Genomic DNA, 24,239 nt, shown 5'->3' on the forward strand with positions numbered 1-24,239 from the left:
GCAGAATCCCCAATAAAATATGGCGTTTCCGACGAAATTGGCCTCTCGGGAACCCTATTCCGCCGCCACCAGCGACGGTTTGCTGAGAGCCGCCGAGTGCATGAAATCCGAGATCCGAGGCACAATTTCAGACTTGAAGCGCGAGCCGTTGAAAACACCGTAGTGGCCAACATCCTTCTGCACATAATGAACGCGACGGCTGTCTGGAATCGCGCTGCATAGTCCGTGGGTTGCTTCGGTTTGACCTAACCCCGAGATGTCGTCCTTCTCGCCTTCCACCGTCATCAGCGCAACGCGTTCGATCTTCGATGGATCGACCGGTTTGCCACGATGCATCATCTCACCTTTCGGCAAAGCGTGCTTCACAAACACCAGATCGACGGTCTGAAGATAGAATTCGGCGGTCAGATCCATGACTGCGAGGTACTCGTCATAGAATTCGACATGCTTGTCGACGAGATCGCCGTCGCCTTTGACGAGATTGCTGAACAACCGCTTATGCGCGTCGACGTGACGATCGAGATTCATGCTGACGAAGCCCGTGAGCTGCAGGAACCCGGGATAGACATCGCGCATGAACCCTGGATGCGGGAAGGGCACCTTGCTGATGACGTTGTTGCGGAACCAGTCGATGCCCTTCTCTTCCGCAAGGTTGTTGACGGCGGTCGGATTGCGCCGCGTATCGATCGGCCCGCCCATCAGCGTCATGGATGTCGGAAAGTAGGGATCTTTCTCCGCTTCCATGATCGAGACCGCTGCCAGAACCGGCACCGCCGGCTGACAAACCGCAATGACATGAACGTTGCCGCCGAGCACATGCATCATCTCGATGACGTACTCGATGTAATCGTCGAGATCGAACCGGCCCTGCGCGACCGGGACCATGCGCGCATCCGACCAGTCGGTGATGTAGACGTCGTGGCCCGGCAAGAATGCTTCGACCGTGCCGCGCAACAGCGTCGCATAATGACCCGACATCGGCGCGACGATCAGCACGCGCGGCTGCGGCTCACGTAGCGGCTGGCTGAGCTTGCGATCGAAGTGGAGCAATCGGCAGAACGGCTTTTCCCAAATGGTCTTCACTTCCACCGGGACACGGACACCGTTGACCTCGGTTTCATGAAGACGCCATTCCGGCTTGCCATAGCGACGGGTGGTGCGCTCGAACAGCTCGCACCCCGCGGCAACCGACTTTCCGAATTCCGTAGTGGCGAAAGGGTTGAGCGGATTTTCAAAGACGAGCTTCGTCATATCCGCCAATGCGCGCGCCGGATTGAGCGACGCCTGCCCCATCTCGTACATCCAATACATATTGGTGGTGAGCGCAGGGCTGGCTTCGGTGGGCAGTTCAGGTGGCCTGCCAAATTCGCCAATCGGCATGTGACTTCCTTATTCCCGGTTTCGCACCGCAACATACTGTCGAGAGTGCGACAAACCGTCAATCCACCGAAAGTTCTTTCATGATGGTTATTGGCGGGTAAGCGAAGAGAAATCGGAAGAATCAACTCAATTCACAAGGCTGGAACAGGTGCGACGATAAGATCATCCGCGAATTCATCGGCTTATGGCAGAGCGAACTGTTCCCTCCGGTTTGTGACCGGCACTATTCGACGCTAAGGATAACTGAATGAGCGATATCGCCGCCTCGGATTTCCGTCACCCGCGCCGCTTTGTGCGTCTCGACACCATTCTGCGGCTGCGCTGGCTCGCCGTTCTGGGGCAACTCGCGACGATTTTTATCGTCTCACAGGGCCTGGATTTCGATGTCCCGATTGTTCCCTGCGTCACCATCATCGGCTTCTCGGCGCTGCTCAATCTCGTGCTGCAGATTACGTTCAACCCGGTACATCGTTTGGAACCGGCCTATGCGGCCGCCCTCCTCGCAATCAACATCGCCGAGCTCGCGGCCCTGCTGGTCCTGACAGGTGGCCTGCAGAATCCGTTCTCGTTTCTGTTTCTTGCGCCGGTGCTGATCTCGGCAACGGCCCTGCCGACGCGGTTCACCATTGCGCTCGGCCTCCTTGCCATTGCCTGCGCGACGGCGCTCGGCTTCTTCCATCTGCCGCTGCCCTGGAACGGCGACGAGCCTCTGGTGCTGCCGCCGACCTACATGACCGCCGTCTGGCTTTCGATCGTGCTGGCGATCGGCGTCACCAGCCTTTACGCATTCCAGGTGACTGAAGAGGCCCGCAAACTCTCCGACGCACTGGCAGCGACCGAGTTGGTGCTGACGCGCGAGCAGCATTTGACTCAACTTGACGGTCTCGCCGCCGCCGCCGCCCATGAACTCGGGACGCCGCTGTCGACGATCTATTTGATCTCGCGGGAGCTGGAAGGGACCACTCAGGGCGACAAGCTCGACGAGCACACACGCAACGACCTGAAAATGCTGCGCGAACAGGCGCGCCGCTGCCGCGATATCCTGGCCAAAATCACACAATTGTCGTCGCGCGATACGTCGTTTGACCGCATGCCGTTGTCATCATTGATCGAAGAAACGGTGGCCCCTCATCGCGACTTCGGCATTGTGATCAAAGTGCGCATCGCGCTCGCAGATGACCCCGAGCCCGTCGGCGTCCGTAATCCAGCTATTCTGTACGGCGTCGGAAACATTCTGGAGAATGCCGTCGACTTCGCGCGTGAGAAGGTCGAAGTCAACGCATGGTGGAATACCGATGTCGTGGAAATCATCGTTTCCGATGACGGACCTGGTATCCCACCCGACATCCTCAAGCGGATCGGCGAACCCTATCTATCGCGGCGCCGGACCAACGACGAACAGAACGGCCGCGATGGCTTGGGCCTTGGCGTTTTCATCGCCCGAACACTGCTGGAGCGCACCGGCGCACGCGTCTCGTTCACCAATCGGGTGTTCCCCGCGCACGGCGCCGTGGTCACGATCGTGTGGCCGCGCGATGGTTTCGAAACCACGGAAATCCCTTCCACCTCGCTGTCGTGACTAAGGGCCGCACCCCTGCGGCCTTGGCGGTACCCAATTGCCACGCCATATCTTTGCGAGCATGATGGTCGTAACAGGAGGTTCCAAAACGTGACCGCAACCGCCGAATTAACTGAGATCGCAGACCGCTCTCTTCTCATTGTGGAGGACGATAAGGCATTTCTCGACCGGTTGGCGCGCGCGATGGAAACTCGCGGCTTCGCTGTCACGGCATGTGACAATGTGGCTGAAGGCCTGAGCCACATCGGCAAGGCCGCACCGGCCTTTGCGGTCGTTGATCTTCGGCTCGGCGATGGCAATGGTCTGGATGTGGTTTCGGCGCTCAAACGCCAGCGGCCTGATGCGCGCGCCATCGTGCTGACGGGCTACGGCAACATCGCCACCGCCGTGACCGCCGTAAAAATGGGTGCGATCGATTATCTCTCGAAGCCGGCCGACGCCGATGACGTCGTCGCGGCCCTGCTTGCGAGCACGACAGATAAGAACCAACTCCCGCAAAACCCCATGTCGGCGGACCGTGTGCGTTGGGAACATATCCAGCGCATTTATGAGATGTGCAATCGCAACGTCTCCGAGACCGCCCGGCGGCTGAACATGCACCGCCGGACCCTGCAGCGCATTCTGGCCAAGCGAGCCCCCCGCTGAACCCAGGCGGTCGTTGGGACGTTCGCTCCATTTTCTCGACGTGTCCTTTAAGCGAACCGGATTCAGCACAGTGGTGGAACTTTTTTGATTGTGCCTGCGTTGAAAGCGCAGACACAATCAAGGGGGCGCAACTGCGCTGCGGGCCATCATGCGGAAAGCTCGGCATATCGATATCTGCTCCCGTCTCGAGACCACCAAACAATTCGGCCTTGTGGAAGATTATCGGATCGAGTGGCGGGAAAAATCTTTCTGCCCGCCACGGGTCACGATACGCGGTCGGTCGTCATGTCCGGAGCAAATGACGAGAAACTACGTGACCAGTCTCATCGGTCACCTCGTTCCAACGCGTGACATCGTGATCACGCGGGATCATTGAGCGATGGGTGACATCATCGCCGTTGATTTCGGTGCGCATTCGTTTTTTGAGCGAAGGCAGGGCGCCATGACCAACCCAATTATGACCTCCTCAATCCGAGACATCGTCAGCGAAGCAACGCAAACCTCACATCGACGGCTTGATCTTGCTCTCTCGTGGCTCGATCTCAGCAATCCGCGCAATTATGCCGGCTTTCTGCGCGGCCAGGCCGAAGCGCTGTTTCCCATCGAGGCGGCTCTCGAACGCGGAAGCATCGAAGCGCACATTCCTGACTGGCAACAACGCGTGCGCACCTCGGCGCTTGAGCACGATCTGGCCGTGATGGATGTGGCCTGCGACCTGTTGCCGGTACCTGAGTTCAAAACCACAGCGGAGATGCTCGGCGCCTTGTATGTGCTGGAAGCATCGCGCATGGGCGCGCGCGTCATGCTGGCGCGGCTTGCACGGGATCCTGATTCGAGTTCTCTGGCTGCCACCGCGTATTTGCGTCACGGCTTTGGGAAGCGGTTCTGGCCGACCTTTCTCGCCGTGCTTGAGAACCACCCGTCGGCGCGCGCGGACACGGCGGGCGTCATCGAGGGCGCCCAGATTAGCTTCGGGATGTTCGAAAGCGCCCTGATCCCGATCGCAAACGTCGCCGCCGAATAGGCTATTCGTCGATATCGCCGTGGCCTTGCGGATCAACGAGCCGGCTCATCCGCCGCGCCGCCAGCAATCCGAAACTGACGATCATTGACTTGCGGGTTGCCGCCGGCAACCGGTGTTCCGGTGCATCGCAATGCAAGTACGCGCCATAAGCGTCGGCAACGATCAGCCCGGTATCCGGCGGGAAAACCTCGCAGGGCAGGTCCTGGGTGAAAGCGAAAAACAGCCGGTCACAATGCATCCGGTAGTCCTGCCATTTCTGATCGGCGCGCAGGTCTTCCAGCGACGACTTGATCTCAACGATCCAGATGTCGCCTCGTGCATTCATGGCGGCCAGATCGGCGCGGCGGCCGGATGGCAGGGACAGCTCGCTGACGCAGGAAAAACCGAGTGATCTCAGAAATCTGGACGTGCCCCGTGCTACCGCAAGCGCCGTCTCCGACTGGCGACGGTCCTGCGGCGGAATGACATCGATGAAGCTGGTAGGGGAATTCATGGCAGCGGCAATCTAGCAGACGAGTGTCCCGTCTCTGAATAACCGACCAATTTGAAGCACACCCGCACGGTTATTCGGAGACGAAAGGACACTAGCAGGATTAAAGTACTAGTGTGGCTTTTGTCTCGCAATTGCCGATAAGCGACTGGCCGCGAGTGCGATCGGCAATTGCGAGACGCCACACCAGCGCGCTCCTCAGCCCCTAACTTGTACTTGCCCCGCCAAAATTCCGGCCCGGCTGTGTGGCGAAGCGTGGGAACTCTCGGTTCCGGTGGATAGGCGCGATGCGGCCTCAACAATCAAATTGTCGTTCGACAGCGCCGTCGAGATCACGTTGAAACCGCAGCTCAAAAAATAGTTAACGAATTTTCCGCGGGGCCGGCAATCGCTGACCATGCGCTCGCCGGCGCTGATCGCGCCAACTTTCAGGACATTATTTACGTGCCGTTCACGCAGCTTTCGCTGCACGCGATGCGGGTACCTAAAATTCGGTTCTTCTTAATCCGGTACCGTCACGCTGTCCGATGCGCCTCGGACCGGCAGACCACCGTGCGGAAGCGCAACTGTTTTCGAACGGACTGAACTGAAATTCTCTGGGGCGATTTCTCTCAAGGCGCGCGGCATCCAATGAAACTGTATCAGCTGTTTGGAAATGCACGACTGCTGCGCCTTGTTGCGCCGTTTATGGCCATTGTGCTGCTGCAGGCGTTCGTTGCCGGCATAAGCCTGAATGTCCTGTCCTCGGTACGCGCCTATGTGGGCGGAGAGAGCCTCTGGTCCAAAGGACAAAAGGAAGCAATTCATTCGCTCTACCTCTTCAGCGGTACCGCCAAGCCGGAATTCTACGATCAATACGAGCGCGCGATTGCCGTCCCCCTTGGGGACCGCAGAGCCCGGCTCGCGCTCGAACAAACGCCACCGGATATCAAGACAGCTCGCGAAGGCCTGTTGAGAGGGGGCATTAACGCCGACGATATCGACGGCATGATCTGGCTATTCCGCTACTATCGCGATCTGCCGGCGTTCAAAAAGGCCATCAACCATTGGCGCGCCACCGACCCGATGCTCACGGAGCTCATTAATCTCGCCAATGCGATTCACACCGAAAACGCCATGGGGCCTGCGGCCCCCGAAATCGCCGACGAGTATCGCGTCGAGCTCAATCGGCTCAACGCCCGGATCGCGCCGGAAGCGATGGCGTTCTCCGCAAGCCTCGGAGACGGCTCCCGCCAGATCAAGATCGTCCTGACGATCGTCAATCTGTTCACGGCCGGCCTGCTTGTGCTCGTACAATATTTCTACGTGCACCACTTCCTCGCGCAGCGTCAGAAGGATGAGGATGCGCTGAAGGCCTCGAAGGAGCGTGTACAGATCACGCTGGCTTCGATCGGCGATGCCGTCATCAGCACCGATTCACTTGGCTATGTCGAATATATGAACCCGGCGGCAGAGACACTGGTGTCACGCCGGATGGTCGATTCGAAGGGCCTGCCTCTCACATCGCTGTTCAAGATCGTTGACGAGCAGACCGGTGAAATCAGCGAGTGCCCGATCGAACGAGCCCGCAACGGTCATGGCGCTATTTCCAAGTCGCATATGCTTCAGCGCAACGACTCCACATCCGTCGCAGTTTCGGTGGTCGGCGCGCCCCTGCATGAGGACGGCGAATTTGCCGGCGTGGTGCTGGTGCTGCGCGATATGACCAGCGAGCGCGAATATATCGCGCAACTGTCGTGGCAGGCCTCGCATTGCAGTTTGACGAATCTGGCCAACCGGCGCGAGTTTGAACATCGTCTTCAGCAGACCTTGCTGCAGCTGGAAAGCGCGGATGCACAATCCCGTGCGCTGATGTTCATCGACCTCGACCAATTCAAGATCATCAACGACACCTGCGGACATGCGGCCGGTGATAAATTGCTGTGCGAGATCTCGGATCTTTTGCGGCGGCAAACAAGATCGGGGGATCTGTTGGCGCGGCTGGGTGGCGATGAGTTTGCCGTTCTGCTGAATCACACCGATATCGAGCAGGCAGCTTTGAGCGCAGAGCGGATTCGGCAGGCGATCCAGGACCTCAACTTTGTCTGGAACGGCCGGGCATTCAATGTCACCGCCAGCATCGGCCTCGTCTACCTGCTGCAGGGCCGCGCAACCATGGACGAGACCGTGCGAACCGCGGATCTCGCCTGCTACATGGCGAAGGAAAAGGGCCGCAACCGCATCCAGATCCATAATCCAGGCGATACGGAACTGCAGCACCGCTTCGGCGAGATGGCCTGGGTTCAGCACATTCGCGAGGCTCTTGAAGAGCAGCGTTTCTGTCTCTACGCGCAGAAAATAGCCGCACTGAATGGTAATGACGGCGATGGCGCGCATCTCGAATTGCTGCTGCGGCTGCGCGACCGCGAAGGCCGGCTGGTGCCGCCCGGAGATTTCATTCCGGCCGCAGAGCGTTATGGACTGATGCCGCTGATCGACCGCTGGGTCGTTCGTCATGCATTCGAAACTCTGGCAACCCGGCTCCGACGCTCATCATCGAACATCGCGACCTGCGCCATCAACCTGTCAGGCGCAACATTCAACGATGATGGATTCGTCGATTACGTGTTTGAGCAGCTTCATTTGCACGGCATTCCGCCGACGATGATCTGCTTCGAAATCACCGAGACCAGCGCCATCGCCGATCTCGACAACGCCAATCGCTTTATCAACGTGCTGCAGAAGTTGGGCTGCCGTTTCTCGCTCGACGATTTCGGCAGCGGAATGTCGTCCTTCGGCTATCTCAAGAATCTCTCAGTCGATTATCTCAAGATCGACGGAGGCTTCGTGAAGGATATGCTCGATGATCCGATCGACCACGCCATGGTCGAGATGATCAGCCGCATCGGCAAGGTGATGGGGAAGCAGACCATCGCCGAATTCGTGGAAAACGACGCAATTCTTCAGGCGCTTCGTGACATCGGCGTGGACTATGCACAAGGCTACGGCGTTGGGCGGCCCGAACCCTTCGATGCCTTCACCGGGGTTGAAAGCACGTCCGACGCCATGTCGCGCCGCGTGGCATGACGTGTCAATGACAAGGAACCTCGGGTAGACATTCGCGCCAAGGTTCAAACAAGATTTGACGGAAAGCGCTTGGCGCAGCCGAAAAAATCGGCAATGTGTCGTGCATGAATGACACATCCGATAATGCCGACGCCAAAGCCGGCGCGATCATCGTCCCGGTCTCGCCCTTCCAACAGAACTGCACGCTGCTGTGGTGCAACGCCACGCGCCGCGCCGTCGTGGTCGATCCCGGCGGAGATGTTCCGCAGATCCAGGCCGCAATCAAGCAAGCGGACGTCACAGTTGAGCAGATCTGGATCACGCACGGCCATATCGACCACGTCGGCGGCGCCGCACAATTGCGCGATGAATTGAAGGTGCCGATCGAGGGACCGCATCTCGCCGACAAGTATCTGCTCGATCACGTGGTGGAAAGCGGCGCGAACTACGGCATGGTCGGCGTGCGAAATTTCGCGCCCGATCGCTGGCTCAATGAAGGCGATCAGGTCAAGGTGGGCGAGCTCGCCTTCGACGTGTTCCATTGCCCCGGACATTCTCCAGGCAGCGTCGTATTCTTCAACAACGAGATGCGGTTCGCGCTGGTCGGCGACGTGTTGTTTAACGGCTCCGTCGGCCGCACTGATCTGCCCGGCGGCGATCATGCCACGCTGATTAACTCCATCACCAACAAGCTTCTGCCATTGGGCGATGATGTCGGCTTCATCTGCGGACACGGGCCCGGCTCAAGCATCGGCCACGAACGCAAGACCAATCCCTTCCTGAACGGGATGGCTTAGTACCGGCTCTTTTGCAATTGTGCAGCCGAACTCTCAGTTGCGCATGATGGCGCTGACAGCCTGCGACAGCTCCTGCTGCCGGAACGGCTTGGCCAGTTTGGGCAAGCCGATCTCGGACCCCGGCGGCAACTCGGCATAACCGGTTGCCAGGATAATCGGAAGACCCGGCCGTTCGTCGTTGATCGCCGTCGCGAGCTGTACGCCGGTCATCTGCGGCATAGCGTGATCGGTGATCACGAGATCGACGGCTTCTTCCCGCCGCAGAATATCGAGCGCCTGTTTCCCGGATGTGGCCTCGAACACCTTGTGCCCGAGTTCTTCGAGCATCATTGCCGTGTTCATCAGCACGAGACCGTCGTCATCGACGGCGAGCACCACCAGCGGACGAACGGCTTCCTCAGCCTCCTTTGCGGCATTGCCAGCGCTGCTTTCCGCCTGCGTTTCTTTTGCTATCGGAATCCACAACTCAGCCACTGTGCCTTCGCCCTTCTCGCTTTTGAGCACGAAGCGGCCGTTGGTCTGCTCCATCATGCCGTGCACCATCGACAGGCCGAGACCGGTGCCGCGGCCAGTCCCCTTGGTGGTGAAAAATGGCTCCATCGCCCGGGACAGCGTGGCTTTATCCATGCCTTCGCCGGTGTCTGCCACCGACAGGCAAATATAGCGCCCTGCTTTCAGCCCGCTCGTCGAGCCTGCCATAACCTTTTCCTCGCGCGCACCAATGGTGATGGCTCCTCCATTCGGCATCGCATCACGCGCATTCACTGCGAGATTGAGCAGCGCCATCTCAAGCTGATTCGCATCGGCTCGGGCGGTGGCGAGCTTGAGTGGAAAACGTGTATCGACGGAAACCGATGGCCCGAGCGAGCGCTGCAGGAGATCCATCATGTCACGCACGAGAGCAATCACATCAACCGGGGTAAACTCGAGGTCTTGACGCCGGGCAAATGCGAGCATGCGCTGAGTTAGCCCTGTGCCACGCTCCGCAGCCTGCTTGGCGTTGCTGATCAGACTCGCAATTTTGGGATCATCGGGCAGCCGTTTGCCGACGAGTTCGAGGCTGCCGAGAATCACCATCAGCAGGTTGTTGAAATCGTGGGCGATGCCACCAGTCAGTTGCCCGATCGCTTCCATTTTCTGCGATTGGAACAACGCCTCGCGTGTCTGCTCAAGCGCTTTCTGAGCCTCGCGGCGCTCGGTGATGTCGCGCGTGATCTTGGCAAAGCCGATGATCTGACCCGCATCATCGCGGATCGGATCGATAACCACATTGGCCCAGAACTGCGTGCCATCCTTGCGGACACGCCAGCTCTCCCTTTCGTAGCGCCCTTCGCGCGTTGCGATTTCCAGCGCGCGTTGAGGCTCGCCTTTCAGCCTGTCCTTCTCGGTGTAAAAACGAGAGAAGTGCTCGCCGATGATTTCGTCAGGGCGGTAACCCTTGATCCGCTGTGCGCCAGGATTCCAGTTGGTGATGCGGCCATGAGGGTCAAGCATATAGATCGCGTAGTCGGTGACACCCTGCACCAGCAGTCGAAACTGTTCTTCGCTCTGCCGCAACAACGTCTCTGCGGCTTTACGCTCCGTGAGATCCCGCGTGATTTTGGCAAATCCGACCAAGCGCCCTGACGTGGTCCGGATTGGATCGATCACCACGTGGGCCCAGAACCGGGTGCCGTCCTTGCGAATGCGCCAGCCTTCGTTCTCGAACTTGCCTTCGCGCACCGCGGTGTCCAAGGCGCGCGCCGGAAGTCCGGCCTTCCGATCTTCCTCGGAGTAAAAACGTGAAAAATGGCTGCCGACGATTTCAGCCGCCGTATAGCCCTTGAACCGCTGGGCGCCAGGGTTCCAGCTCGTCACGATACCGTTCGCGTCAAGCATGTAGATGGCATAGTCGGTGACAGCATCAATCAGGAGGCGATAGCGCTCCCCATCGGTCAACGTTGTATCGAAACGGTCGACCGTTTCCATCAAACTTCCGCTATCAGCCATTCAGATACCCGCATGTACAACGGGGCGAAACACGCAACATGCGAAAAAGTTCCAGGCATCCTTTCCTTATGCGACTAAAGTCCCGTTTCAGTTCAGCATGGCCTTCAGGGCGGTGGCTGCAGACGCGTAACCGCCGCGGGCGCCGTCGATAAAATGGAAATGATCCGGCCGGGTCACCGAGAGCGTGAAGCAGGTCATCATGGCGGCGTCCTGCCGATGGAGGCCGTAGCAGACCGTTCCGCTCGAAGCTGCAGAGACCAGACGCTCTTCGATGGCGTCGGCAAGTGCCGGACTGCAGTCGAGGACCATGCGCAGCCCGTCATCGTACTTTCTGAAATCGGAGTTCTCGACGAGCTGCTTCATGTAGACCTGCGGGACAAAGCCTCCCATCGAGATTCCGTAGCGAAACACCGCATACGAAAACAGCGCGACCGCGTGGGCGCCGAGCCGCCGCAGCAACAGCGGCTTGCTGCGCCATGCACGTGCTTCATACTCCACGCCAGGACTTGGCCAGCGCAGGGGCGGCCCATTGGACGGCACCGGCCGCCCCGCCCCGGGACTTCGTTCTACCAGCGCGATCACATCCTCGATCAGGCGACGGAACGCAATGTCCTTGGCATCGCTGGCCGGCACGATCAGCAAGGACAGGATCAAGCCGCGTTCGGTCGGAATCTCGGAGAACCGGCACGACAGGCCGGTGAGGTCAGGATGTGTTCCGGCGGGCGCCATCGCCACCGTGTAGTCGCCGCGTTTCATGGCAGCTTCCGCCCAGGCAAGGCCGCCGCCGGAAAACATCGCATAGGACACGTTCGGGGATGGCCCATAGCGCGCCACACGAACGTCCAGCCCTTGCGCACGGATCGCATCGATCGGCACCAGCGCGACCCGCATGACGAGGTCGAGGTCTTCCTTGACCCAGGTTGCGGTTGCGGCAAGCGCGGCGCGGGCCGCGCTCTCATCCTGCGGCGACACCGCAAAGCTTGCGCCGTCACCACCGAACGCGAATGGAAAGCCCCGATTCTCAAGTGCGTTGGTGACGGAGGCAATAATGGCAGCGCCCGCCATGTTCACCGCCTTGTAGCGATTATTCGCAATGGCCTTGGTGGATTGCACGATGTCGGCGACGCCGATCAGCCAGCCATCGGGCACCGGCTGATACAATGACGGCTCCATCAATCGGCTGAATCCGTGGAACACAGGCAGGCGGACGTAAAAATCATCCGCTTGCTGCACCCCGCGAGCGCCGGCATCTGTGTCTTCGGACGAGCTCTTCACACCATCACGCCGCTTGTTTTGCATCACCCTATAACAACGTTGCCGTCAGCGCATATCCAACAATCAAAGCCAATATCTGAAATGAAAACGCTCCGATCCTGATTCAATCAAGACCGGAGCGCCGTGTCGTCAGCATTCGTGTCGATTCGCCACTTGCTCAGTTCGGAACATGGCGGCGGTGCTTTCGAGCGCGCGGCGGAGGGACAGGAGCCGGCTCCTCGTCGTTGTAATACTGGTACCACTGATTGCGGCTGCACGTTCCACCCACGCCGCTCGACGTCGCGAGGCATTCTTCATACGTGTAAAACGTGCAGACCCTGCCAGGGCCGACGCGGCTGTAATTCTCCCAGCAAAAGGGGCCTTCCGAGTAGGCTTGTGCCGACGTTGGTGCGCCTGCCACAAAAACCAGAGCCGCGACCGCAGCTGAGGCCCACAGCGCAACAGAGGCTGGACGTTTAGTGTTCTTCATTTGAGTTCTCCTGTGTGTCCCAGTCTCCGTGGGCTCGTTTTCATATAGCGCCGCGAGGTGATTTCGCCAACGAACGGACGCCTTTTGCCGCGCGCTGTGGTTAGCGAGTTACGCGATCTCAATCGGTTGATTTTGCATTCCGTGCCATGAACGTCTCCGGCGATCCGTCCCGTGGATCAACGAAGACGATGTCCGTCGGCTGACGGCGCGGTGTATCGATCGACAGGAAGACCACGGGCTCTTCGAACAATTCAGGCATGGCGTGAACGGTCCCGCGCTCGAAAAACAGCAACTGTCCCGGCCGAAACTCCGCTTTGGTCGCCGGGTCCCTCATCCAGAAGGTGCCGCGTCCGGAGACAACGTAGAGATACTCATCACAGGTGACATGATAGTGCGGCGGCGTCGGGCGGTAGACTCGAAACACCCGCACACTGGCCTGCTCGCGGTCGGTGAGATATTTGTCGACCAGCAGGGTTGTCGCGGTGTCCGGCAGCGCGTTCGCGATAGCCTGGATGTCGAATATACCGGTCGAACCTTGAGCCTCGTCACTCATCGCTATTTCCTCACAAACGTCAGGCATCTGTCTCGCGGCGACGTTATAATGACCGCGACAGCCAAGGACCAGCGCCAGGACCCGCGAAAGGGACCATCAAATGTCTCCTCTCTCTCTTCTTCTCAATATTGCCTGGATCCTTTTCGGAGGTCTTTGGATGGCCGCCGGCTGGGTGCTGGCGGCCGTGATCATGGCGATTACCATCATCGGCCTGCCCTGGGCGCGTGCGGCGTTCAATATCGCGGCCTATACGCTGCTGCCCTTTGGCCAGAGGGCTGTCCCGCGCGACGCGTTGACCAACCGCTCCGATATCGGCACGGGACCGCTCGGCTTTCTGGGCAACCTGATCTGGTTGGTGTTCGCAGGCTGGTGGCTGGCGCTCGGCCACCTGATCACGGCCATCCTCCTGGCCGTCACGATCATCGGCATTCCCTTCGCCTGGGCCCACCTGAAACTCGCAGGACTAGCGCTCTGGCCGATCGGCAAGGAAATCGTGCCGGCATAAGGGCGTCCGACATGATCAGGCTGAGGGGAAATCATCCGGCGTGAGCTCGATCGGCTGGCCGTGCGGCGTGCGATCCGCCGCGTGGTCCCAGGCGTCGCGATAGCGATGCAGAATAGTTTCGGTTGCGACATTTTTTGAGGCGACCAGCTTTTCGAGCGTTGCGAGCCAATGGCGATAGTAGGTCTCGCCGGTGTCGGCATCGCCTTCGGCTTGCGCCTGCTTGATCTCGCGCGCCAGCGCATCCGCCCATTCCGGCCAGGTGAAGACGCCGCGTCCGTGCAATGCCACCGCCATCGCAAAAGCCCGTGCTTCCCATGGCTCTCGGAACACCGGGCCTTCGTCATCATGCGGAATTCCGGGAAGCGCGGCTGTCGCCTGCGCGGCCGCGTGACGGTCAACCATCATTCGGCGGGCTCCAGATACGATTCCCACGCATCGACCGAGATCGCCGTACTTGCATCGGCGCGCTCGCCCCACAGCTCCCGGCCTGTAAAGCGCACCGTGTAGAGCCACTGCGGCGCTTCACCAGCACCCCGCGCGTTAGTATCCGGAAACACATGACATCCGTGAAGCCGCTCCACGACGCCGACATGGCCGCGCACATAACGCGGCAAGCGCGTGTGCCCCTTGGGGTGAATATTCTTCATACGCACCCGGTCCCCAACCGCAAACATCGCTTGCGATGCGGCATCGCGTTCAGTCGGCCCACCCCGGCGCAGCATCGCGGCGACGTCGTCACGCGCGAGCACACCAACACCAGCCTTCGGCGGCTGAAGCACGCGGCTTTCATCGATTTCCGGGATAGAGACCAGATTGCGCTCGTCCATTAGGCGTTCGAGGCCGGCAAGCCAGATCTGGTAATAGCTCTTGCTCAGATAGTCAGCGGGCGAACGGTCTTCGCGTGCAAATCGCGACATATCGATGTTCCAGCCGCCGGGCTTCGCCATGGCAAGCGTCAGCGCCAGCACACGGCGCTCCCAATCGCCGTGAAACACCGGCTCATTCGGCTCGGGCACCACCGCGCCGAAGCCGTCAACGCCGCCCATGTCGTGCGCGCCGTTCATCGCATTTGCTCCGGCGACTTCGCAAACCCGGTGCCGATCATGCTGTCGCGGGTCACGAGATCGGCGAGCGCCTCCTCGCTCCAGCCTTCGGTCCCTGAGGGGCGCTGCGGCACCACCAGATAGCGGATCTCGGCGGTCGAATCCCACACCCGGATTTCGGTTTCAGCGGGGAGTTCGAAGCCGAAATCGCGCAAGACGCCGCGCGGGTCGATCACCGCGCGCGACCGATACGGCGCGGATTTGTACCAGACCGGCGGAAGCCCGAGCACCGGCCACGGATAACAAGAGCACAGCGTGCAGACGACCATGTTGTGCAGCCGATCGGTGTTCTCGACCGCGACGATGTGTTCGCCTTGCCGCCCGGCATAATCGAGCTCGGCGATGGCGGCGGTCGCGTCCACCAGCAGCCGCGCGCGGTAGGCCGGATCGGCCCAGGCTTTCGCAATCACGCGCGCGCCATTGCGCGGGCCGACCTTTGTCTCGTAGGTCTCGATCAGGACATCGAGTGCGGCCGGGTCGACGTAACCCTTCTCGGTCAGAACCGTTTCCAGCGCGCGGACACGCAGCTCGGTTTCCGACAACTCGGAATGGTCGTGGTCATGATCGTGATGATGGTGGTGCTGATGATCGTGATCGTGGTGCGACATGAGAAAAGGATACGCCCCTCGACATGAGGATGTCGAGGGCTGCTATCAGCAATCCGAATCGGCGAAAATGCAGGGTCGCCAGTCTCTCAGCTGGCCTTCTGGGCCCCCACCGTCAATTCGCGTACGTGCCGCTCGTGGTGCACGGCGTTTCGGGCGGCGTCGTTCTGATTGAAGAGCTCCAACGAATCCAGATCGTCCTCGATGGCCGGCGTCAACGCTTGATCCATATACGCCTTCTTCAGAGGATCAGCCTTGATGCTTTTTGCCAGGCCGTAGAGGTGTCGCGCCGCGCCGGCAACGCGCACGAGTTTGCGTGCCGTGTCCGCAACGTATTTTGGATAAAACGCCCAGACGGGCTCGATCTCGAATGTCGATCGTCGATCACGACGGAATTTCAACCGGAAGATACCGCCCTGCAGCGGATGCACATTCTCAACGGCCGTAAACTGCGAGAAATGCAGAAGCGTTCCTGCAAGCGAACTCAGATTGATCCCGGTTGCACCGGCACGACGCAGGATGCGCTCGAGATGCGTCGGCGTGTAGTAGGTCTCCCACGCCTCGCGATAGATCGCCTCCCATTCCACCGGCGTCATTTTGGCGTGCGCCGTCACCACATGTTCGGTGTCGTATTTGTTCATATCGGGATCCATCGCAACACCCTGGCGGTGCAGCACCTGGTGATCCTCCGAGCCGGGCAACGGCGTCAGGCAAAAGAACTCCATCATATCGATCGGCAGTTCGCGCTGAACGATCGAGATGTCGCGCCTGATGGACTCGGGCGTGTCATTCGGGAAACCGAGAATGTACCCCGCATAGGTCACAGCGCCGACACTCTTCCAGGCGAGCAACAATTTGCGATATTCGGTAATTTTGTTTTGCCGCTTCTTGGCTGCGATGAGCGTATCGGGATTGACGCTTTCCATTCCGATGAAGACGCGGCTGACGCCTGCTTTCGCGCACTTCTCGACGAAGTTCGGAATCTTGTGGCACAGCGTATCGACCTGGATCATCAGGCTGACTTTGATCCCCTCGTTGACACGCAGCTCGATAATGCGATCGAGGATAACCTCCCAGTCCTTGTTGCGGGCGAGATTGTCATCGGTGATGAAGAAGCGATGAATCCCCTCCTCCCAGTTCTGCCGAATGATGTGCTCGATATCGTCGGGCGAACGGCGGCGCGATTTACGTCCCTGCACATTGATGATCGTGCAGAATGAACATTGGTAGGGACAGCCGCGCCCCGCATCGAAGGTCGAGTAGTTGCCGACCGTGCGGCTGACGTGCTTGCGCAGCAGCATGGGCACGGGCGCCGACTGAATCGACGGCAGATCATTGAGGTAGTTGTAGACAGGCTGCAGCGTCCCTGTCGCGGCATCACGCAGCAACGCGTCGAGCTGCTCCTCAGCCTCACCCGCAAACAGGCTGATCCCCAGATCCACAGCCTCCTGAATATCGGGCTGCATCCCTTTCAGCATCGACAGACAACCGGAGATATGAAACCCGCCGATCACCACATTGACGCCCGCGGCGCGCAATGGGCGGGCGATGTCCATCGCGCGCGGAAACTGGTTTGATTGCACGCCGACGAGGCCGACCACGCCGAAGCCACCGTGCCGCTTGAGCTGGGCAATGATCTTCTCAGGCCTGATCCGGGTATTGGTCTCGTCAATCGGCGTGACATCGATGGCGACGTCGAGGCCAAGCACCTGGCGTTCAGCGGCGTCGATCGAGAGGCCGTAGAGCGCAGCCAGTGAATTCGACGGCATCACCGAACGAAACCACTGAATCACATAGCCGTCGTCGTCGTAATGCGATGGTTTGATCAGGATGAGCTGGAAGCGCCGCTGCAGTGGATGAGCTGGCATAAAGGTCACCTGATCATGACGCCCCCATGGGCATCCTCGCGTTAATCTATTGATTGTCAATGCGTCCCTTTGTGACAAAACAAGAGGTATGGCCGCGATTAAGGGGTGATTCATCCAGCGATGCTGCGTCACCGCGAGCGGCGGGGCTTCGAACATTTCTGTTTCGAGCCCATTTCATCGTCCGGCGGTCATAATGCGTGGGGATGGAGCTTTGCTCATCATGGCAATGCGGTGCAGATTTGACCGCACGCAAGATCAGCTGTTGTCCCTCATCTGCGAGGTATTCCAAGTCCGCGCAAAATGTGGCCGCGCGCTCCATTCAATCGTCAAAGAGCCCCGATGCCCGTTGCCCCTCAGCCACCAATCGGCTAAATGGGAGCTTACGCACCCGTAGCTCAGCTGGATAGAGCGTTGCCCTCCGAAGGCAAAGGTCACACGTTCGAATCGTGTCGGGTGCGCCATTCCGATCCACGACTGCGAACGTTGTGGCGTGAGGCATTTTTCGCCATCACCGCGCCGGCCGACAATCCAGATCGTCTTGTCCCCCACGACGACCCTGCCCAAAACCCCGCGGAGGTTCGCTTTCAGGGCCGACGCTTCGCCATTGCCGGCGAGTGCGTCGATAGCCGCAAGAATATTCGACCTTTACCCCGATCGACTGTGACCGCGCCCACGCGCCGTCGCCCCACAACGGACTTGCACCCATTGTCTATCTTATATAAGATATAAAAATTCAGAAAAAGAGGACGCCTATGGCAGTTTTAGAAAGTGCATCGGCTAACAAAGCCGGCATTCCGCACGTGTTGGCTCACAGCCCGAAGGACAATGTTGCGGTGGTGGTGGTGGAAGGTCTCAAGGCCGGCACCAAAGCGCTGGGAGTCGTCACCGAGGACAATTCCAGCTTCACGGTCGAGGTGAAGGACGACATCCCGATCGGCCATAAGGTCGCGCTCATCGACCTCGCCGACGGCACGACGGTGATCAAATACGGTCAGGACGTCGGCAGACTAACCGCCGCGGCGGCGAAGGGTCGCCACGTTCATACACACAACATGAAGACGAAGCGTTGGTGAGGAAGAACCATGACCGGATTGGCAATCATGAATGAACAATCGTCACCGTTCGTCGGTGGAGCCCCCGATCAGCTCATGACCTCCGCGCTGTCGGGCGAGCGTGCCTCGGCCAACTTCAAGGGCGCAACTTTCCTCGGCTGGCGCCGTGAGAATGGCCGCGTTGGTGTTCGCAACCACGTCCTCATTCTTCCGCTCGACGATCTTTCCAACGCCGCGTGCGAAGCTGTGGCAAATAACGTCAAGGGCACCCTGGCGATTCCGCACGCGTATGGTCGCCTGCAATTCGGTGAGGATCTCGATCTCCACTTCCGCACCTTGATCGGCATCGGCTCGAATCCGAATGTCGCCGCCGTGGTCGTGATCGGCATTGAGGATGGCTGGACCGGGCGCGTGGTCGACGGCATCGCAAAAACGGGCAAGCCCGTCGTCGGCTTCGGTATCGAGGGCCATGGCGACATCGCCACGATTTCGCGCGCGAGCTATCAGGCCAAGCGTTTCATGCAGTGGGCCTCCGAACTCTCGCGCGAACAGTGTCCGATCTCCGATCTCTGGGTGTCGACCAAGTGCGGCGAGTCCGACACCACGACGGGTCTGTCGTCCTGCCCGACGGTGGGCAACATGTACGACAAACTGATTCCGCTCGGCATCTACGGCGTGTTTGGCGAGACGTCGGAGATCACGGGCGCGGAGCATCTCTGCAAGGAGCGCGCGGCGACTCCTGAAATTGCCGAGAAGTGGTACAAGATGTGGAAGGCCTATCAGGATGACGTCATCGAGGCGCACAAGACCGATGACCTCTCCGATTCGCAGCCAACCAAGGGCAATATTGCGGGCGGCCTGACCACGATCGAAGAGAAAGCGCTCGGCAATCTCGAGAAGATCGGGCGGACGTGCCGCTATATCGACGCGCTCGATCCGGCTGAAGCGCCGGCGAAGGGAGCGGGCCTCTATTACATGGATACGTCTTCCGCTGCAGCGGAATGCGTCACGTTGATGGCCGCCGGCGGGTTCGTCGTCCACACCTTCCCCACCGGCCAAGGCAACGTCATCGGCAATCCGATCCTTCCGGTGATCAAGATCAGCGGCAATCCGAAAACGCTCCGGACCATGGGCGAGCATATCGACGTCGACGTCACCGGTGTTCTTCGGCGCGACATGACGCTCGACCAGGCGGGCGACGCATTGATCGACATGATCGTGCGGACGGCCAACGGTCGCCTGACAGCGGCGGAATCACTTGGTCATCGCGAGTTCTCGATGACCAAGCTCTACCGAAGCGCGTGAACCACGAGGGCGGGACAAAGTCCCGCCCTTTCCCATCGACGAGGAAATGCCTGAGCGGACTCAGTCCACCAAAGCAACTTCAACGACGTCATCTCGCGCGCACTTGGTTGCGGGGTATGCCGATATCTTATATCTAACAAATATTCAAAAAGGGGATGGGATCAGCGGCGTGCCGGATAAGGAATCGTCATCGGACGGACGGGCCGAATATCAGCCGCTTTATGCGCAGGTGAAATCCTTGTTGCTCAAGCGCATCGGATCCGGCGGCTGGAAGCCCGGCGAAATGCTCCCCAATGAATACGAACTCGCCGCCGAGTACCGGGTCAGTCAGGGGACCGTGCGCAAGGCCCTGATGGCGCTGGAGACGGACAAGATGCTGGTCCGCCGGCAGGGTGTGGGAACTTTCGTCGCCAGACATTCCCGCGATCGCGCACTCTTTCAATTCTTCCGCTTGGTCGGTCTCGACGATGATCGACTGACACCCACCAGCAAGGTGCTCACCCAGCGCACGATCCGCGCCAAGAGCGACCAGGCGGCCAGCTTGGGTGTCGATACAGGGGCTGAACTGCATGCGATCGTCCGGGTTCGATATCTCAACGGCTCGCCGGCGATCTTCGAACGCATTTTTGTGCCCGCCCATCTCATGCCGGATCTCGCTGTGACTGAAGGCGATGAGATGGAAGACGAAATGTATGTGATCTATCAGGAGCGCTTCGGGATCAGCATTGCGCGCGTCGCCGAGCGGCTCGCCGCCGTCGCCGCAACCGCCAACGAGGCGCGCCATCTTGGACTCGAGCCCGGCGCGCCACTGCTGGAAATTTCCCGCGTGGCATTCGATGTGAGCGGAAGGGCCGTTGAGTTGCGGATAAGCCGGTGCGACACCACGCGAACGCGCTACGCCGCCGATATTCAATAACAGGCCGCGCAATGATAGGCCGCGGGCCTGTTCCGGTTTAGTTGCGCGCCGATTTCTTTTCGCCGTCTTTATGACGATGCGCCGCGCTAAGCCTGGCGGTGGATTTCCTCGACACCAATTCAATCGGCAAATCGATCGTATTGCGCTCTTTTTGTCCCGCAATCTGTTCGAGCAGCGACCTGGCTGCAGTCTCTCCGATCTGGCCGACGGGAAGATGCACGCTCGTCAGCGGCGGAAAGATGTGACCGGACATCTCAATATCGTCAATCCCGACGACGGATAACGCTGTGGGAACGACGATATTGCGGGACTGAGCTTCGATGATGCAGCCGATCGCCAGGATGTCTATTCCGCCAATGACCGCGCTTGGCGGATCATCGAGTGCCAGCATCCGCGCGCAGCCTGTGCGGCCGCCTGCGAGTGTCAGCGGTTGTTCGGTGACCCGAGAGTCCGGAAGGTCCAGCCCCGCTTTACGCAGCGCTCGTTGCATCCCGGCAAGCCGTGCAGCTTGGCGATCATTGAATTGGCGAGCGCCGATCACCGCGCCGATCCGCTTGTGCCCGAGATCGATGAGGTGCTGCGCGGCGATCTGGCCAGCCCTTTCGTTGTCGACCACCACCGAGTGAAACCGGTCGGTGCTGCACCATGTGACCGCAATCGGAACACCAGATGTGCGCAGCAGATCCCAGGTCGAGTCCGCGCGTTGCGCGCCGACGAGTATGAGGCCGTCAACGCCTCGGGTCAGGAGCGTGCGAATGGCTTCGGCTTCAGCTGCAGAGTTATAGTCGTGTGATGCGATCAAAAGCTGGTAGCCCTGACGGGACAACGTCGTCTGCATCGATTGCAGCGCGTGGGAAAAGACTGCGCTATCGAGCGTCGGGACGACGGCGCCGATCGCCATCGACTTGCCGGACGCGAGTGCGCGCGCTGCGCCGTCGGGAACGTATCCCAGTTGCGCCGCGCTCGCGCGAATGCGCGCAAGGGTCTCGGGACTGACCAATTCAGGACGCGCGATTGCACGCGAGACGGTCGCGGCCGACACGCCCGCATGATGCGCCACGTCCTGCAATTTGACCTTCCGAGTTGTTGTCATCGACGTGCGCCCCAGTGAAATGAAAGAACTTTCATATACGCTCAGCGCGAAATAGCCAATATTGACCGATATGCCGCGGTTGACAAAGTTGAGACACGGCCTCCTAATGAAAGCGTTTACATAAGAAGAAAGTCAAGGGATGGGAGCACGGCGCGCGTGGATTGGGCTGGCAACATTCGTTGCGCTTGTAGCGCTGTGGGTTGCGTTGAGCGCGACGGGACTCGTATCTGCAGCACGCTTTCCGTCGCCAAAGGACTTCTGGCTTTCGCTCAATCAAATCACGTTGAAGGGTTATGCCGGCGGCCTTCTGCTGACGCACGCGCTTCATAGTCTTTTTCTCATCGCTCTTGGATTTTTCGCCGCGGCGGCAACGGGTGTGCCACTTGGCCTTTGGATGGGGTGGAGCCGCCGCGCCGAGGCGGCCATCAATCCCGTCTTTCTGATCATTAGGCCTATACCGCCGCTTGCCTGGATCCCGCTCGCCATTCTGTGGCTCGGGTTGGGTGATGCCGCCAAGGTTTTGGTGATCTGGTTTGCCGCATTCGTTCCCTCGGTCATTAATACCTTTGTCGGTGTCCGCACGATCGACCGTTCGATCATCGAGGCCGCGCGCATGCTCGGCACGCCGTCGCGCCGCTTCATCATGGAGGTGCTGTTTCCTGCTGCCGCGCCGATGATCTTTACAGGCCTGCGGCTCTCGCTGCAGGCGGCGTGGACGACGCTGGTGGCCGCCGAACTGGTCGGCGCATTGGTCGGGCTCGGCTTCGTGCTGAACATGGCCCAGCAGGATATTTATCCGGGCATGATCATGGTCGGGATGGTCGCCGTCGGCGTGCTCGGCTTCGCGACCACCTTCCTGCTTGCGCGAGTCGAGCGGGCCGCGCTGAGCTGGAATGTCGCGGCAGGAGGTGGACACTAATGGATCAACCTCTCTCAGCGAAGGAAACGATCCTCTGGGGTCTTGCCGGCCTGACGATCTTTTGCGGGATCTGGGTACTGCTGACGGCCTCGGGCATGGTCCCGCAACAATTCCTGCCGGCGCCCTGGGATGTCGTATCGCGCATTGCGCAACTGATCGTCACCCCGTTTGCAGGCGCAACCTTGCCGCAACATCTCGCGGCCAGCGCCGCGCGTTATCTCTACGGGCTGGCTTTGGCAGCCGTGATCGGCATTCCGCTCGGATTGCTGATGGGTTGGTTCCGGCTGCTTGACGACATCGTGTCGCCCATCTTCGAGGGCCTTCGCTTCATCGCGCCCATCGCATGGGTGCCATTTGCGGCGCTGTGGTTTGGGACCGGCATCGGCGGCCCCGTGATGATTATTTTCGCCGGTGCCTTTCCGCCCTGCCTCATCAATGCCTATCGCGGCGCGCGCTTCGTCGACCCGCGATTGATCGAGGCGTCGCGGATGCTGGGCACCGGGCATCTGCGCACGATTGTGGAAATTCTGCTGCCGGCATCCGTCCCCTCCATCGTCGCCGGTCTGCGCGTGGCAGCCGGACTCGGATGGCAGTCTCTGGTCGGCGCCGAACTCATCGTGGCCGCCAGTGGCGTGGGATTCATGATGGTTCAGGCGCAAGCGAACGTCTCAACGACGACGGTGATGAGCGGGATGGTCGCGATCGGCGTGGCGGGCATGCTGATCGATGTCCTGCTACGCCAAGGTGAAGCAATCATCCGCCGGCGACGCGGTCTGGCGTAGGAAGCATTAAATGGGTGCAATTCGATTTGACGGGGTGAACAAGTTCTTCGGGCCGAAAAAAGACGGTCTGAAAGTGCTGGAAGATATCAACCTCGACATCGCCGAGAAGGAATTTGTCGCGATCGTCGGCCCGTCCGGCTGCGGCAAGACCACATGCCTTCGCATCGTCGCCGGCTTCGAAAAGCCGAGCACCGGAACGGTCATCGTCAACAACCGTCAGGTCACCGAACCCGGCCCGGATCGTGCGGTCGTGTTCCAGCATTTTGCACTGTTTCCCTGGAAGACCGTGCGCCAGAACATCGAGCTTGGGCTTCGCAACAAGGGCCTGCCCCGCGAGGAGCGCGACGGACTCGTTGCCGGCGCGCTCGAGCTCATGGGCCTCGAAAGCCACGCGGATGCGTTTCCGCACCAGCTTTCCGGCGGCATGCAGCAGCGCGTGGCGATCGCGCGCGCCTATGTTTTGAAGCCCGAAGTGCTGCTGATGGACGAGCCGTTCGGTGCGCTGGACGCACAAACCCGGGTCGTCATGCAGGAGGAACTGGTCCGGCTCGCTCGCATCAATCCGCGCACGGTCCTTTTCATCACGCATTCGGTGGAGGAGGCCGTCTATCTCGCAGATCGCGTGGTGATCATGACGCGCCGCCCGGGACGCATCAAGGAGTCGATCGACATCAAGTCGATTCGCGAAGCCGAGAATTGGAGCAAGTTCTCGAAAATTGAAGACGTCATGGACCAGGGGTCGTTCATACACCTGCGAACCCAGATTTGGAAATCACTGCGCGAGGAGAAGCACGAAAGCCGCGGCGCAGATACGTCAACAACCAAAAACTAAACAACGGGAGGAG

The 24,239-nt window shown here is 59.9% G+C and carries 23 protein-coding genes and 1 tRNA gene; 13 read left to right on the plus strand and 11 right to left on the minus strand.

All coding sequences use genetic code 11. The annotated features are described in order from the left end of the window. Positions 1 to 54 precede the first annotated feature (54 nt). Entirely contained in the window at positions 55 to 1,380 is a 1,326-nt protein-coding gene (locus tag ACP0KA_RS09775; RefSeq protein WP_424628597.1) for a polyhydroxyalkanoate depolymerase, read from the minus strand. Between the two features lie 247 nt (positions 1,381 to 1,627). Between ACP0KA_RS09775 and ACP0KA_RS09780 the strand changes: the two genes are divergently transcribed. The 3 genes from ACP0KA_RS09780 (at position 1,628) to ACP0KA_RS09790 (ending at position 4,628) form a co-directional block, all read left to right on the plus strand. Next, on the plus strand, positions 1,628 to 2,959 hold the full coding sequence (locus ACP0KA_RS09780; protein ID WP_424628598.1) for an ActS/PrrB/RegB family redox-sensitive histidine kinase: 1,332 nt from the start codon (positions 1,628 to 1,630) through the stop codon (positions 2,957 to 2,959). A 90-nt stretch (positions 2,960 to 3,049) separates the two neighbouring features. Further along, complete coding sequence (locus ACP0KA_RS09785; protein WP_424628599.1) at positions 3,050 to 3,604, plus strand: ActR/PrrA/RegA family redox response regulator transcription factor; 555 nt, start codon at positions 3,050 to 3,052, stop codon at positions 3,602 to 3,604. Between the two features lie 442 nt (positions 3,605 to 4,046). Further along, a complete protein-coding gene (locus tag ACP0KA_RS09790; RefSeq protein ID WP_424628600.1) occupies positions 4,047 to 4,628 on the plus strand; it encodes a biliverdin-producing heme oxygenase in 582 nt (193 codons plus the stop codon). A gap of 1 nt (position 4,629) precedes the next feature. Here the strand turns inward: ACP0KA_RS09790 and ACP0KA_RS09795 are convergent, their stop codons facing one another. After that, on the minus strand, positions 4,630 to 5,121 hold the full coding sequence (locus tag ACP0KA_RS09795) for an MmcB family DNA repair protein (RefSeq protein WP_424628601.1): 492 nt from the start codon (positions 5,119 to 5,121) through the stop codon (positions 4,630 to 4,632). A gap of 627 nt (positions 5,122 to 5,748) precedes the next feature. On the opposite strand from ACP0KA_RS09795, the gene ACP0KA_RS09800 reads away from it, so the two are divergent. Next, positions 5,749 to 8,184, plus strand: a complete 2,436-nt coding sequence (locus ACP0KA_RS09800) for an EAL domain-containing protein (RefSeq protein WP_424628602.1) — start codon at positions 5,749 to 5,751, stop codon at positions 8,182 to 8,184. A 104-nt stretch (positions 8,185 to 8,288) separates the two neighbouring features. Beyond that, positions 8,289 to 8,960, plus strand: a complete 672-nt coding sequence (locus tag ACP0KA_RS09805) for an MBL fold metallo-hydrolase (protein WP_424628603.1) — start codon at positions 8,289 to 8,291, stop codon at positions 8,958 to 8,960. Positions 8,961 to 8,993: 33 nt separating this feature from the next. Here the strand turns inward: ACP0KA_RS09805 and ACP0KA_RS09810 are convergent, their stop codons facing one another. From ACP0KA_RS09810 to ACP0KA_RS09825, 4 genes are all read right to left on the minus strand, one after another. Then, entirely contained in the window at positions 8,994 to 10,928 is a 1,935-nt protein-coding gene (locus ACP0KA_RS09810; RefSeq protein ID WP_424628604.1) for a PAS domain S-box protein, read from the minus strand. 108 nt (positions 10,929 to 11,036) lie between these two features. Further along, positions 11,037 to 12,224, minus strand: a complete 1,188-nt coding sequence (locus ACP0KA_RS09815; RefSeq protein ID WP_424628605.1) for a DUF3095 domain-containing protein — start codon at positions 12,222 to 12,224, stop codon at positions 11,037 to 11,039. 157 nt (positions 12,225 to 12,381) lie between these two features. After that, positions 12,382 to 12,693 carry a DUF3551 domain-containing protein gene (locus ACP0KA_RS09820; RefSeq protein ID WP_424628606.1) on the minus strand — a complete coding sequence of 104 codons (312 nt, stop codon included), beginning with the start codon at positions 12,691 to 12,693 and terminating at the stop codon, positions 12,382 to 12,384. A gap of 118 nt (positions 12,694 to 12,811) precedes the next feature. Beyond that, positions 12,812 to 13,246, minus strand: coding sequence for a cupin domain-containing protein (locus ACP0KA_RS09825; protein ID WP_424628607.1), 435 nt, complete (start codon positions 13,244 to 13,246; stop codon positions 12,812 to 12,814). 100 nt (positions 13,247 to 13,346) lie between these two features. Between ACP0KA_RS09825 and ACP0KA_RS09830 the strand changes: the two genes are divergently transcribed. Next, positions 13,347 to 13,751: a YccF domain-containing protein gene (locus ACP0KA_RS09830; protein ID WP_424628608.1), complete on the plus strand. Its 405-nt coding sequence runs from the start codon at positions 13,347 to 13,349 to the stop codon at positions 13,749 to 13,751. Positions 13,752 to 13,766: 15 nt separating this feature from the next. On the opposite strand, the gene ACP0KA_RS09835 is transcribed toward ACP0KA_RS09830, so the two are convergent. From ACP0KA_RS09835 to ACP0KA_RS09850, 4 genes are all read right to left on the minus strand, one after another. After that, complete coding sequence (locus ACP0KA_RS09835) at positions 13,767 to 14,156, minus strand: nitrile hydratase accessory protein (protein ID WP_424628609.1); 390 nt, start codon at positions 14,154 to 14,156, stop codon at positions 13,767 to 13,769. Beyond that, positions 14,153 to 14,815: a nitrile hydratase subunit beta gene (gene nthB, locus ACP0KA_RS09840; protein ID WP_424628610.1), complete on the minus strand. Its 663-nt coding sequence runs from the start codon at positions 14,813 to 14,815 to the stop codon at positions 14,153 to 14,155. Before nthB ends, ACP0KA_RS09835 begins: the two co-directional genes overlap by 4 nt. Further along, the gene (nthA, locus tag ACP0KA_RS09845) at positions 14,812 to 15,462 is read right to left on the minus strand and encodes a nitrile hydratase subunit alpha (RefSeq protein ID WP_424628611.1); all 651 of its coding nucleotides are present in this window, start codon (positions 15,460 to 15,462) and stop codon (positions 14,812 to 14,814) included. The genes nthB and nthA overlap by 4 nt, the downstream gene beginning before the upstream one ends. Positions 15,463 to 15,548: 86 nt before the next feature. Next, on the minus strand, positions 15,549 to 17,327 hold the full coding sequence (locus ACP0KA_RS09850) for a B12-binding domain-containing radical SAM protein (RefSeq protein WP_424628612.1): 1,779 nt from the start codon (positions 17,325 to 17,327) through the stop codon (positions 15,549 to 15,551). Between the two features lie 384 nt (positions 17,328 to 17,711). Here ACP0KA_RS09850 and ACP0KA_RS09855 point away from each other — a divergent pair. The 4 genes from ACP0KA_RS09855 to ACP0KA_RS09870 all read left to right on the plus strand — a co-directional run bounded on the left by ACP0KA_RS09855 (position 17,712) and on the right by ACP0KA_RS09870 (position 20,600). Then, positions 17,712 to 17,788 (plus strand) — tRNA-Arg (locus tag ACP0KA_RS09855). A 291-nt stretch (positions 17,789 to 18,079) separates the two neighbouring features. Beyond that, a complete protein-coding gene (locus ACP0KA_RS09860) occupies positions 18,080 to 18,400 on the plus strand; it encodes a UxaA family hydrolase (protein WP_424628613.1) in 321 nt (106 codons plus the stop codon). Between the two features lie 75 nt (positions 18,401 to 18,475). Next, complete coding sequence (locus ACP0KA_RS09865) at positions 18,476 to 19,684, plus strand: UxaA family hydrolase (protein WP_424631549.1); 1,209 nt, start codon at positions 18,476 to 18,478, stop codon at positions 19,682 to 19,684. A 169-nt stretch (positions 19,685 to 19,853) separates the two neighbouring features. Next, positions 19,854 to 20,600 carry a GntR family transcriptional regulator gene (locus ACP0KA_RS09870; protein ID WP_424628614.1) on the plus strand — a complete coding sequence of 249 codons (747 nt, stop codon included), beginning with the start codon at positions 19,854 to 19,856 and terminating at the stop codon, positions 20,598 to 20,600. 37 nt (positions 20,601 to 20,637) lie between these two features. Here the strand turns inward: ACP0KA_RS09870 and ACP0KA_RS09875 are convergent, their stop codons facing one another. Beyond that, complete coding sequence (locus tag ACP0KA_RS09875) at positions 20,638 to 21,693, minus strand: LacI family DNA-binding transcriptional regulator (RefSeq protein ID WP_424628615.1); 1,056 nt, start codon at positions 21,691 to 21,693, stop codon at positions 20,638 to 20,640. Positions 21,694 to 21,832: 139 nt separating this feature from the next. Here ACP0KA_RS09875 and ACP0KA_RS09880 point away from each other — a divergent pair, with 139 nt between their 5' ends. From ACP0KA_RS09880 to ACP0KA_RS09890, 3 genes are read left to right on the plus strand one after another with little or no spacing between them, the layout of a single operon-like run. Beyond that, the gene (locus tag ACP0KA_RS09880; protein WP_424628616.1) at positions 21,833 to 22,612 is read left to right on the plus strand and encodes an ABC transporter permease; all 780 of its coding nucleotides are present in this window, start codon (positions 21,833 to 21,835) and stop codon (positions 22,610 to 22,612) included. Then, a complete protein-coding gene (locus ACP0KA_RS09885; protein ID WP_424628617.1) occupies positions 22,612 to 23,394 on the plus strand; it encodes an ABC transporter permease in 783 nt (260 codons plus the stop codon). The genes ACP0KA_RS09880 and ACP0KA_RS09885 overlap by 1 nt, the downstream gene beginning before the upstream one ends. A 10-nt stretch (positions 23,395 to 23,404) precedes the next feature. Next, positions 23,405 to 24,226 (plus strand): ABC transporter ATP-binding protein, encoded by an 822-nt coding sequence (locus ACP0KA_RS09890; RefSeq protein WP_424628618.1) that lies wholly within the window; start codon positions 23,405 to 23,407, stop codon positions 24,224 to 24,226. Positions 24,227 to 24,239: the final 13 nt, after the last annotated feature.

The organism is Bradyrhizobium sp. SYSU BS000235, from assembly GCF_049747295.1.
Classification (GTDB): Bacteria; Pseudomonadota; Alphaproteobacteria; order Rhizobiales; family Xanthobacteraceae; genus Afipia.